At 68.1% G+C, this 11,848-nt stretch carries 10 protein-coding genes; 7 read left to right on the top strand and 3 right to left on the bottom strand.

Translation table 11 applies throughout. The annotated features are described in order from the left end of the window. Positions 1–282: 282 nt before the first annotated feature. Both DIR46_RS04545 and DIR46_RS04540 read right to left on the bottom strand, forming a co-directional pair. Positions 283–1,644 (bottom strand): DEAD/DEAH box helicase, encoded by a 1,362-nt coding sequence (locus DIR46_RS04545; protein ID WP_109344176.1) that lies wholly within the window; start codon positions 1,642–1,644, stop codon positions 283–285. Between the two features lie 253 nt (positions 1,645–1,897). After that, a complete protein-coding gene (locus DIR46_RS04540) occupies positions 1,898–2,677 on the bottom strand; it encodes an inositol monophosphatase family protein (RefSeq protein ID WP_040777633.1) in 780 nt (259 codons plus the stop codon). A 182-nt stretch (positions 2,678–2,859) separates the two neighbouring features. On the opposite strand from DIR46_RS04540, the gene DIR46_RS04535 reads away from it, so the two are divergent. From DIR46_RS04535 to DIR46_RS04505, 7 genes are all read left to right on the top strand, one after another. Next, positions 2,860–3,639: an RNA methyltransferase gene (locus DIR46_RS04535; RefSeq protein ID WP_109344175.1), complete on the top strand. Its 780-nt coding sequence runs from the start codon at positions 2,860–2,862 to the stop codon at positions 3,637–3,639. 48 nt (positions 3,640–3,687) lie between these two features. Beyond that, positions 3,688–4,245 carry a hypothetical protein gene (locus DIR46_RS04530; protein WP_109344174.1) on the top strand — a complete coding sequence of 186 codons (558 nt, stop codon included), beginning with the start codon at positions 3,688–3,690 and terminating at the stop codon, positions 4,243–4,245. After that, complete coding sequence (locus tag DIR46_RS04525) at positions 4,242–5,861, top strand: GMC family oxidoreductase (RefSeq protein WP_109344173.1); 1,620 nt, start codon at positions 4,242–4,244, stop codon at positions 5,859–5,861. The genes DIR46_RS04530 and DIR46_RS04525 overlap by 4 nt, the downstream gene beginning before the upstream one ends. Continuing rightward, the gene (locus tag DIR46_RS04520) at positions 5,858–6,823 is read left to right on the top strand and encodes an esterase/lipase family protein (RefSeq protein WP_109344172.1); all 966 of its coding nucleotides are present in this window, start codon (positions 5,858–5,860) and stop codon (positions 6,821–6,823) included. The genes DIR46_RS04525 and DIR46_RS04520 overlap by 4 nt, the downstream gene beginning before the upstream one ends. Positions 6,824–6,883: 60 nt before the next feature. Next, entirely contained in the window at positions 6,884–7,723 is an 840-nt protein-coding gene (locus DIR46_RS04515; RefSeq protein WP_109344171.1) for a response regulator, read from the top strand. A 91-nt stretch (positions 7,724–7,814) separates the two neighbouring features. Next, positions 7,815–8,510, top strand: a complete 696-nt coding sequence (locus DIR46_RS04510) for a TetR/AcrR family transcriptional regulator (protein WP_109344170.1) — start codon at positions 7,815–7,817, stop codon at positions 8,508–8,510. Positions 8,511–8,520: 10 nt separating this feature from the next. Beyond that, positions 8,521–9,123 (top strand): LOG family protein, encoded by a 603-nt coding sequence (locus tag DIR46_RS04505; protein ID WP_109344169.1) that lies wholly within the window; start codon positions 8,521–8,523, stop codon positions 9,121–9,123. 15 nt (positions 9,124–9,138) lie between these two features. Here DIR46_RS04505 and DIR46_RS04500 read toward each other — a convergent pair whose 3' ends face one another. After that, positions 9,139–11,841 carry a bifunctional diguanylate cyclase/phosphodiesterase gene (locus DIR46_RS04500; protein ID WP_109344168.1) on the bottom strand — a complete coding sequence of 901 codons (2,703 nt, stop codon included), beginning with the start codon at positions 11,839–11,841 and terminating at the stop codon, positions 9,139–9,141. Positions 11,842–11,848: the final 7 nt, after the last annotated feature.

Below are 11,848 nucleotides of genomic sequence, written 5' to 3'. Positions count from 1 at the left end.
CGTAGGAGTAAGGCTTTGATGAAAAGCGGCAGAAAAATTGACGAGATGAATCGATATTCCCAGTAAGCGGGCAATTCAATAGATGGGAGAGAACAAATAAATGAGGGTCGGAGTCGAATTAAATGACAACATTTAAAAGTTGTCACTTAATTCGACTCCGACCCTAATTGTTGGGTAATAACTTAACGCAGACAAGCCGAGGGTAAAGTCGGAGAACTGGGCGGTGTGACAATCTTTCCCAATAATTCAACGCTGACCCTCGATAGCTGACCCTCGATGGAATTAGCGGTCGCGGCGGACGGCGGAGGCGGGGCGGGGGCCGCTGTGGCGCTTTGCGGCGGCGGGGGCGCCGGTGCCGGGGGTGCGTGGTTTGCCGCCACCGCCACCACCGCCACCACCGCCGTGGCCACGGCCGCCGCCTGGACGGCCACCGCGGTTCCCGTGGCCTGGCGCGCCGCTCCGCAGCTGGATCGGTTGCGGCTTGGCGTTCAGGTCGGGCTCGAAGCCGGGGATCACTGCGCGCGGCAGCGTTTGCTTGATCAGCTTTTCGATGTCCTTCAGCATCTGGTGCTCGTCCACGCAGACCAGCGACACCGCCTCGCCCGTCGCGCCCGCACGGCCGGTACGGCCGATACGGTGGACATAGTCTTCCGGCACATTCGGCAGGTCGTAGTTCACCACGTGCGGCAGCTGGTCGATGTCGATGCCGCGCGCCGCGATGTCGGTGGCCACCAGCACTTGCAGGCTGCCATCCTTGAATTCCGACAGCGCCTTGGTGCGTGCCGACTGGCTCTTGTTGCCGTGGATCGCCATCGCGCCGATGCCGTCCTTGCCCAGTTGTTCCACCAGTTTGTTGGCGCCATGCTTGGTGCGCGTGAATACCAGCACCTGGTGCCAGTTGTTCGACTTGATCAGGTGCGCCAGCATCGGGTGCTTCTTGTCGCGGTCCACCGGGTGGATTTTTTGCGCGATCACTTCCACGGTCGAGTTGCGGCGCGCGACCTCGATCGACTGCGGATTGTCCAGCAGGCGGTCGGCCAGCGCCTTGATGTCGTCCGAGAAGGTGGCCGAGAACAGCAGGTTCTGGCGCTTTGGCGGCAGCAGGGCCAGCACCTTGCGGATGTCGTGGATGAAGCCCATGTCCAGCATGCGGTCGGCTTCGTCCAGGATCAGGATCTCGATTTTCGACAGGTCCACGGTGCCCTGGCCCGCGTGGTCCAGCAGGCGGCCCGGGGTGGCGACCAGGATGTCGACGCCGTGCTTGAGCAGCTTGATCTGCGGGTTGATGCCGACGCCGCCGAAGATCACGGCCGAATTCAGGTTCGTGTACTTGCCGTACAGGCGCACGCTTTCCTCGACCTGGGCCGCGAGCTCGCGGGTCGGGGTCAGCACCAGCGCGCGGATGGCGCGCGGCGCGGTCTTGTTGCGCTGGGCGGCGCCCACCGCGTCGCTCGACAGGCGGTGCAGGATCGGCAGGGTGAAGCCGGCGGTCTTGCCGGTGCCGGTCTGGGCGCCGGCCAGCAGGTCGCCGCCATTCAGGACGGCCGGGATGGCCTGGCTCTGGATCGGCGTCGGGGCGGTATAACCTTGTTCGGTCACCGCGCGCACGATCGCGTCAGAGAGACCAAGAGAAGAGAATGACATAGATTTTTTCAGTAAAAAACGGCCCGTCGCCACAGTGGCGGCAAGTCCTGGAATCGGGTTGATGCGGGCGCGCAAACAAGCGCTTGCCCGGACACTGCCGCGCAAGGCGGCCAGCAAGGATTATAGTGAAATTAGTTTCACGATAGAAAGTTTTTGCGCCATTACTATGTAATGCTTTGTAAGACGCCTGGAAAAGCGAACGGGCTACCGACAAGCGCAGCCTGCCAGTAGCCCGACCAGAACAACCGGTATTTTACGCGAAAGGCGAAAGCAGCGGGACCAGCGCGCCGAAAACCTTCGGGCCGGCGGCGATCACGTCGCCTTTGTTCAGGTATTCGGACTCGCCATTGAATTCGCCAACGATGCCGCCCGCCTCGGTCACGAGCAGGGCGCCGGCCGCGATATCCCAGACCTTCAGGCCTTTTTCGAAATAGCCGTCGATGCGGCCGGCCGCGACGTTCGCCAGTTCCAGTGCCGCCGAGCCGCCGCTGCGCACGCCGTGGCTGCGCGAAGCGACCACTTCGTACATGCGCAGGTATTCGGCCAGCGCGCGTGGATCGGGACCGTGGCCGGCCGACAGCAGGGCGCGGCCGATGCGCTCGGTGCCGCGTACGCGGATGCGCTTGTCGTTGAGGTAGGCGCCGGCGCCCTTGGTCGCGGTGAACAGGTCGTTGCGGACCGGGTCGTAGACCAGGCCGTTGGTGATCACGCCGCGTTGCTTGAGCGCGATCGAGATGCAGTAATTGGGATAGCCGTGCAGGAAGTTGGTGGTGCCATCGATCGGGTCGATGATCCACACGAATTCACTCTCGTCGTTCAGGTTGCCGGATGCGCCGCTCTCTTCCGCCAGGATGGCGTGGGTCGGATAGGCCTTGAGCAGGGTTTCGACGATCGCCTGTTCCGCCGCCTGGTCGACGTCGGTGACGAAATCGTTGTGTTGCTTCTCAGAGACGACGATGCGATCGATGTCGAAGGACGCACGGTTGATGACGGTGGCGGCGCGGCGGGCGGCCTTGATGGCCGTGTTGAGCATTGGGTGCATGGAGGCTTTTCCGTGAAAAACGCGAACGCCCACTCACGCACCTTGGGGCGTCGTGAACGATCAGCTATTGAAGAGTGATTAAAGAGCAGGGCAGTGCCGAACCGGCTACAATCGTGGGCTTGTTCCCGTGATCACAAAAAACCGTCCGCACTGCGCGATGGTCGCTATTGTAAATGAACCCGACCCAAACCGACACTTCTCTTTTCAAACGCCTCCCGCTTTTCGAGCGTCTTCGGTTTGTCCTGGTCGAGACCAGCCGCGCCGGCAACGTCGGCTCGGTGGCGCGGGCCATGAAGACCATGGGCTTCAGCGACCTGGTGCTGGTCGCCCCCAAGTGCGAGAACCCGCTGACCGACCCGGAAGCGGTGGCCTTCGCCAGCGGCGCCATCGACGTGCTGGGCCAGGCGCGCATCGTCGCCGACATCAACCAGGCGCTGGACGGCTGCAACTTCGCCGCCGCCGTCTCGGCCCGCCTGCGTGAATTCTCGCCGCCGGTCTGGACCCCACGCGCCTTCGCCGCCCACGCCGGCAGCCAGCAGGACCTGCGCCCGGCCATCGTGTTCGGCAACGAGCGGGTCGGCCTGCCGAACGGAATCGTCGAAAGCTGCAACGTCCTGATCAACATCCCGGCCAACCCGGATTATTCGTCGCTCAACCTGTCGCAGGCGGCCCAGGTGCTGGCCTACGAGGCGCGCATGGCCGCGGTGGGCGACGGCATCGATGCGCGTGGGGTAGGCTTCCACGGCGAGGCGGCGAGCATGACCCAGGTCGACGGCATGTATGCCCACCTCGAACAGGCGCTGGTCGCGATCGGCTTCCTGAACGCCGACAACCCCAGGAAGCTGATGCCGCGCCTGAAGCGCCTGTTCGCGCGCACCGGCCTGGAGACCGAAGAAGTCAACATCCTGCGCGGCATCGCGAGCGCGATCCTGAAGGAACGGCCGCCGCGCTGAGCCGTATCTCACCCTGTCCCTACGGCCGCATGGCGTACACTAGGGGACATGGCGAATTCACGCAACACCTCAGGCCGCACCTTGCGCCGCACCTCGCGCCGCACCTTCCTGGCCGTCGGCGGCCTGGCCGCGCTGGCGCTGGGCGCCGGCGGCGCCTGGTACCGCGCCACGCAGCGGCAATCGCCGAATGGTTTCGCGCTCGACGGCGAGGCGCGCGCCGCCCTGCATGCGATCGCGCCGGCCATCCTGGACGGCGCGCTGGCCCACGACCCGGGCCGCCGCCAGCGCCAGCTGGGCGACGCCATCGACGCCGTCGAAGCCGCCATCCGCGGCCTGCCGCCGGCGACGCAGGAAGAAGTGCAGGATTTGTTCGGCCTGCTGGCCCTGCGGCCGGCGCGGCGCCTGCTCACCGGCGTGCCGACCGGCTGGGAGAGCGCCGACCTGGCCCACGTCAGCGCCTTCCTCCAGGAGTGGCGCGTGCACCGCCTCAAGCTGATGCGCAGCGCCTACGGCGCCTTGCACGACCTGGTGCTGGGCGCCTGGTATGCCCAGCCGGCCAGCTGGGAGGCGATCGGCTATCCCGGACCGCCACGGGTGCCGGCATGACGGCCCGCATTCCCAATCCGATCGAGGCCGGCCTCCAGCGCGGTTGGCGCACGATCGACGCCTCGACGCTCGAGCACGACCGCACCCTGGAGGCCGACGTCGTCATCGTCGGCAGCGGCGCCGGCGGCGCCATCAGCGCCGAGATCCTGGCCAGGTCCGGCCTGTCGGTGATCGTGGTGGAAGAGGGCCCCCTGAAATCCTCGCGCGATTTCCGGATGCGCGAGGCCGACGCCTACCCGCAGCTGTACCAGGAATCGGCCGCGCGCAAGACGGCGGACAAGGCGATCAACATCCTGCAGGGCCGGGCCGTCGGCGGCTCGACCACGGTCAACTGGACCTCGAGCTTCCGCACGCCGCAGCCGACCCTGGACTGGTGGCGCCGCCACCACGGCCTGGCGTTCGCATCGAACGACGAGCTGGCGCCATGGTTCGCCATGGCCGAGCGCCGCACCGGCGTGGTCGACTGGCTGGTCGGTCCGAACGAGAACAACGCCATCCTGCGCCGCGGCGCGGCAAAACTCGGCATTGCCAGCGCCGCCATCCGCCGCAACGTGCAGGGTTGCTGGAACCTGGGCTACTGCGGCATGGGTTGCCCGACCAATGCCAAGCAGTCGATGCTGGTGACCAGCATCCCGGCGGCGCTCGACAATGGCGCCACCCTCATTACGCGGGCGCGCGCCGAACGACTGGGCCTGCGCGGCCAGCAGGCCGAGGAACTGGTCTGCAGCGCGCTCGGCGCGGACGGCGTGCTGCCGAGCGGGCGTCAGCTGCGCCTGCGCGCGCGCCATTTCGTGGTCGCCGGCGGCGCCATCAACACCCCGGCGCTGCTGCTGCGCTCGAAGGCGCCCGATCCCAGCGGGCAGCTCGGGATGCGCACCTTCCTGCATCCGACCCTGATCTCGGCCGCCTTTTACGAGAAGCGGGTCGAGGGCTGGGCCGGTGCGCCGCAGAGCGTGTATTCCGACCACTTCCTGTCGCAGGATCCGATCGACGGCCCGATGGGCTATATGCTCGAGACGCCACCCGTGCATCCGCTGCTGGCGGCCACCATGATGAGCGGCTTCGGCGAACAGCATGCGGCGGCGATGCGCGACTTCGCCCACCTGGGCGGCATGCTGGCCCTGCTGCGCGACGGCTTCCATGAAGACTCGCCGGGCGGCGTCGTGCGCCTGCGCAGTGACGGCAGCGGCGAGCTCGATTACGAACTGAACGACTACCTGTGGGACGGGGCGCGGCGCGCGCTGCTCTCGATGGCCGAGATCCAGTTCGCCGCCGGCGCCCGCACCGTGCAGCCGGCGCACGAGAAGGCCCAGCGCTACCGTTCGTGGGCCGAGGCGCGGCGCGAGATCGCGGCCCTGCCGCAGCGCGCCCACGTCACGCGTGTGGTCTCGGCCCATGCGATGGGCGGCTGCGCCATGAGCGGCGACGAGCGCCGCGGCGTGGTCGATCCCGCCGGCCGTTACCGGGGACTGGCGAACGTGTCGGTGCATGATGGCTCGCTGTTCCCGACCTCGCTCGGCGCCAATCCGCAGCTGACCATCTACGCCATCACGGCGCGCCTGGCGAGCGGCCTGGCGGCGAACCTGACGGGCCGCCCGGCGGCGGCGCTGGCATGAGCTCGCGCACCCTGCTGCGATGGATCCTGCTGGTGCAGGTGCTGGCGGCGCTCGGCATCGGCGCGGCCGGGGTGCGCTGGCTCGGTCTGAACGGCTGGCAGGCCGCCGCGCTGGGGCTGGGCAGCGTGGCGCTGGTGCGCCTGCTTATCAATGCCAACAACTTCCTGCTGGCGGCGCGCGCCGGCAGCCCGACGCCGCCCGAATTCCGGATCGGACCGGGCGCCGCCTTGAAAATGGCTTGGGAAGAGTTCGGCACCAGCATGCTGACTACCTCCTGGCACATGCCGCGCGCGCGGGCGCGCAGTCACATCCACTCCGGTTCGGCGGCGGCGCCGGTGCTGCTGGTGCACGGCTACGGCTGCAACAGCGGCTATTGGGCCCACCTGGCGCCGCTGCTGGACACGGCGCGCATCAGCCACGCCACGCTCGACCTGGAACCGCTGACCGGCGACATCGACGGCTATGCCGCGCGCATCGAGGACGCGGCTGAGCGGCTGTGCGCGCAGGCCGGCGCGGCGCAGCTGATCGTGGTCGCCCACAGCATGGGCGGGCTGGCCGCGCGCGCCTGGATGCGCATCCACGGCGCACGGAGGGTGGCGCGCCTGATCACGCTTGGCACGCCGCACCACGGCACCTGCCTGGCCGCCTTCGGGCTCGGCATCAATGCGGGCCAGATGCGGCGCATGGGCGTGGCCGGACCCGAATGCGCGTGGCTCAGCGCGCTCGCGGGCGGCGAAGCGCCCGAAGTACGCGCGCGGATCGTCTCGATCTACAGCCACCACGACAACATCATCGCGCCGCAGACCTCGAGCGAACTGCCGGGCGCGCGCAACCTGGCGCTGGGCGGCGTGGGCCACGTGGCGCTCGGCCGCAACCCGCGCGTGCTGGCCATGGTGATGGGCGAGATCGAGGCCTTGCGCAGCGACAGTGTGGCGCCTGCCGCAGCGCACCATCATCACTGACTCACGACCATGCCGCTGCATGGTACAGTGATGACAACATCGCATTTCCGGAGCGCCATCGTGGCCCGTATCCTCATCATCGAAGACAACCCCGCGAACATCGAGCTGATGTCGTTCCTGCTCGGCGCCTATGGCCACACGCCGCTGTCGGCCGCCGACGGCCCCCGTGGCGTGGCCGCCGCGCGCAGCGAGCGTCCCGACCTGATCGCCTGCGACGTCAACCTGCCCGGCATGGATGGCTTCGCGGTGCTGGCCGCGCTCAAGACCGAGCCGCAGCTTGCAGGCGTCCCGATCCTGGCCGTGACCGCGCTGGCGATGGCGGGCGACCGCGAGAAGGTGCTGGCCGCCGGCTTCGATGGCTACATCAGCAAGCCGATCGAACCGGAGAGTTTCGTCGCCGAGCTCGAAGCCTTCCTGGCCGCCGCGCCGGCAGTTGCGCCGGCTGCCGCGAGCGTCCCTGCAGCCCAGCCCGCGCCCCAGCCCGCACCCGCGCCGAAGCCCGGCGCCGCGCCGGAAGAACGCACGCTGCTGCTGGTCGACGACGACCGCTTCATGCTGGGCGTGCTCAACGACATGCTGGTCGGCCAGCCCTACCGCGTGCTCAGCGCCTGTTCGGGCGAAGAGGCGCTCGAGGTGCTCGACCACGAAGCGGTCGAGGTGATCCTGTGCGACCAGGCCATGCCCGGCATGCGCGGCACCGAAGTGCTGGCGCGCGCCGCCGAGCGTTATCCCAAGACCGTGCGCCTGATGCTGTCCGGCCAGCCCGACCTCACCGAGATCGAGGCGGCGATCGCCAGCGGCGTGGCCGACGACCACTACGTCAAGCCCCTTGGCGCGCGCACCCTGCGCGAACGGATCGACGAGGCCTTCCGCCTGCAGAGCCAGCGCGCCGCCGCCTGAACGGGGGCGATGCGATCGGGCCGATCGAAAGATTCATCGAACGACCGTTCGATGTTATCCTTGCGGGAATGCACTATTAACTTCGGCCTACATGCAACAAAAAGCCCCGCGCCGCACCCGTGAACGCATTCTCGAGCTGTCGCTCAGGCTGTTCAACGAGTTTGGCGAGCCCAATATCACGACGACCGTCATTGCCGAGGAGATGAATATCTCGCCCGGCAATCTGTATTACCATTTCCGCAACAAGGACGACATCGTCAATTCGATCTTCGTCCAGTTCGAGGCGGAGATCGAGCGCGTGCTCGCGGTGCCGGCCGGGCGCCGTTCGAACATGGAAGACGTGTGGCTGTACCTGCACCATATGTTCAAGCTGATCTGGCGCTACCGCTTCTTCTACCGCGACCTGAACGACCTGCTGTCGCGCAACCGCAAGCTCGAACTGCACTTCAAGGCCATCCACGCCCACAAGATCAAGGTCGCGCGCCAGCTGTGCGAAGACCTGCGCAGCGAAGGCTCGCTCGAGGCGTCGGACCAGCAGATCGGCGCCATGGCGACCAATATGGTGGTGGTTGCGACCTACTGGCTGTCGTTCGAATACGTGCGCAACCCGCGCAAGTACAGCGAGCAGCAGGCCATCGCCGACGCGCTGGCGCGCGGCTGCTACCAGGTGCTGTCGATGGTCGGCCCCTACCTGCGCGGCGAGACCCGGGTGCTGTTCGAAAAGCTGTCCGACGACTATCTCCAAAAACTGTCGGCCGACGCCAAGCCGGGCGCCGACTTCTTCTGAGGCTGACACGATGAAAACCCTGGCCGTCTATTGCGGCGCCGCGCACGGCGCCAACCCCCTGTATGCCGACGCCGCGCGCGCCCTCGCACGCGCCATGGTCGAGCACAATATCGCCCTGGTCTATGGCGGCGGCAAGGTCGGCCTGATGGGCGTGATCGCCGACGAGGTGCTGCGCCTCGGCGGCGAAGCGACCGGCGTGATCCCGCGCGCGCTGGTCGAGCGCGAGGTCGGCCACGCCGGCCTGACCCGCCTGTTCGTGGTCAAGGACATGCACGAGCGCAAGGCGATGATGTCGGACCTGTCGGAAGGCTTCATCGCCATGCCGGGCGGGATGGGCACGCTGGAAGAGCTGTTCGAGATGGTGACCTGGGCCCAGCTGGGCATCCATGCCAAGCCGATCGGCCTGCTCAATGTGAACGGTTTCTACGACGGACTGCGCGCCTTCGTGCGGCACCAGGTACAAGAAGGCTTTGTGCGGCCGGAACACGAGGGTCTGATGCTGGCCGAGAGCGACCCGGTCGAGTTGATCCGGCGCCTGCGCGCGGCGGCGCCGGCACCCGCCGTTCAGGCGGCGGTCGAGGCCGACGCCGAGGCCAGGGGATTGCGCGGATAAGGGCCGTAGCCGGCTTTACGCAACGCTCCCACGGCCATCGGCCAGCAGGCGCGCCAGCGCCTGCGCGGGCAGCGGGCGGCTGAACAGATAGCCCTGCATCTCGTCGCAGTCGTTGGCGCGCAAAAAGTCGCGCTGCTGCTCGGTCTCGACGCCCTCGGCGATCACGCGCAGGTTCAGCTTATGGCCGAGCGAGATCACGGCCAGCGCGATCGCCTGGTCGTCGGCGCGGTCGGCCAGGTCGGCCACGAAAGACTTGTCGATCTTGAGGCGGCTGATCGGGAACGACTTCAGCGCCGACAGGCTGGAGTAGCCGGTGCCGAAATCGTCGATCGAGAGCGACACGCCCATGGCCTTCAGCTCGCGCATCTTGTCCACCGAGCGGCCCAGGTCGCGCATGATCAGGCTCTCGGTCACCTCGACCTCGAGGCCTTCGGGCGGCAGGCCGCTCGCGCCCAGGGCGTCGGCGATGCGCTCGACCAGGCGCTTGTCCTCGAACTGGCGCGCCGAGACGTTGACCGACATGCTCACCGGCGGCAGGCCGGCGGCGCGCCAGGCGACGCTCTGGGCGCACGCGGTGCGCAGCACCCATTCGCCGATCGGGACGATCAGGCCGCTCTCTTCGGCCAGGCCGATGAAGCGATCGGGCGAGACCAGCCCTTGTTCCGGATGGTGCCAGCGGATCAGCGCTTCCACGCCGAACAGGCGGCCCGATCGCAGGTCGACCTTGGGCTGGTACAGCAGCTCGAACTGGCAGGGGCCGGCGTGATCGTCGGCGCAGGTGTCGAGCGCGTCGCGCAAACCTTCCAGCAGCATCAGCTTCTCGTCGATGCTGGCGTTCATCTCGCTGGCATAGAACTGGACGTTGTCGTTGCCCAGCTCCTTGGCGCGGTACATGGCGACGTCGGCGTGCATCATCAGGGCGTTGGCGTCGACCCCATCGCGCGGATAGAAGGTCACGCCGATGCTGCAGCTGACCTGCACTTCCTGGCCCTCGACCAGCACCGGCTCGGTGACCGCCTGGCGCACCCGTTCCAGCAGCGGCGCGATCGAACCCGGCTCGCCCGTCAGGGCGGGCAAGAGGATCACGAATTCGTCGCCGCCGAAGCGCGCCAGCGTGTCGCCCGCGCGCAGGCAGCGCCCCATGCGCGCGCCGACCACTTTCAGCAGCGCGTCGCCGGCGTTGTGGCCGAGGGCGTCGTTGACCAGCTTGAAGCCATCGAGGTCGATGAAAGCCAGGCCCACGGCGCCGCCGTCGCTGGCGGCGGTCGCGATCGCCTGGTCGAGGCGCTCGCGCAGCAGGCTGCGGTTGGGCAGGCCGGTCAGGTCGTCATGATGGGCGAGGTGGCGGATGCGCTCTTCGGCCAGCTTGCGGTCGGTGATGTCGCGCACGATCACTACCACGCCGCCCTCGACCGCGACCGCCTGGCGGTACAGCCAGCGCTCGCCATGCGGCAGCGTGCGCGCCAGCCATTCGGTTTCGCGCGTGACGCCGTCCAGCGCCACCGCGGCCAGGTCGGTGAAGATGCCGGCGCTGAAGGCGCCTGGCAGCATCACCGACATGCGCTGGCCCGCCAGATGCTCCTTGGGCAGGCCGGTGAGTTGTTCGGCGCGGCTGTTGGTGGTGACGATGGTGAAGTCGGTCACGCGTCCCCGCTGGTTCACGATGCTGCGCAGGACGAAGAAGGCGTCCGGGCTGGCCTCGGATGCGGCGGCATAGGTCTCCTGGGCCTGGCGCTCGCGCCCGCGCGCCTTGGCCAGCTGCCACGACCAGGCGCTGACCAGGATCACCACCGCCACCAGTAGCGTGCTGCCGGCGCCGGCGCCCAGCAGCCAGGCGCGCCGCTGCTGGCGAAATTGCGCCATCTGTTCGCTCTCCGACAGGCCGGCCACTGCCAGCAGCGGAAATCCACCCAGCGGCCGGCTGCTGGTGTAGCGCGTCTCGCCATCGATGCGGCAGGCGCGCAAGCCGACGATGCCGGTGGGGCCGGCCGTGTAGGACTGGCCCCAGGAGACCTGTTCGCCGATCCGCATCGCGCGCACCACGCCGTCGACGCCGACCAGGCCGAGCAGGCCCCGCTCGCCCTGGCGCGAGCGTTCATATGAGCTGGTGAAATAGGCCGGGTCGACGGCGACGATCGCCACCCCGGCGAAGCGGCCGGCGTCGTCGTCGATGCGGCGCGAGAAATGCAGCTGCGATTCGTTGCCCCGGGCGATGGCCTGGCTCACGTAGGGCAGGTCGTGCCGGATGTGGCGGTGGAACTCGAAATAACTGGCGCCGGACAGGTCGCGCGGGCCGGCATCCGGATTGCTGGCCACCACGCGTCCGTGGCTGTCGGTGATCTCGACCTGGAAGACCAGGCCGGGCGGCAGCAGCCCCCTGGCCGCCAGCGCGGGGAGCGCGCCCGACGGGCCGTTCTGCTCCACCGCGTATTTCAGCACGCGCAGGGTCTGGTCGATGTTGCTGAGACTGCGCGCCATCTGCGCCTCGTAGGTATCGAGCAGCTCGTGGGTGGCGTCGCGCGTGGCGGCCTCCGCGGTGCGGCGTTCCGCCTCGATCACGTGCAGGGCGGCGAACCACATGGCGCCCAGCAGGAGCAGGGCGAACAGCGGCAGCGAGATGTGGGTCTCGAGCGCGAGGGCGAGCCAGCGCGCGGGCATGCGGCGCACCCGGATCCGGGACGGCGCGGCCGGCGAGGTGGTGGACGCGAGCGTGTTCATCGCATCC

Source organism: Massilia oculi (assembly GCF_003143515.1).
Classification (GTDB): domain Bacteria; phylum Pseudomonadota; class Gammaproteobacteria; order Burkholderiales; family Burkholderiaceae_D; genus Telluria; species Telluria oculi.
The sequence above is the reverse complement of the archived record's forward strand: the minus strand, read 5'-3'. Positions and strand labels throughout refer to the sequence as shown.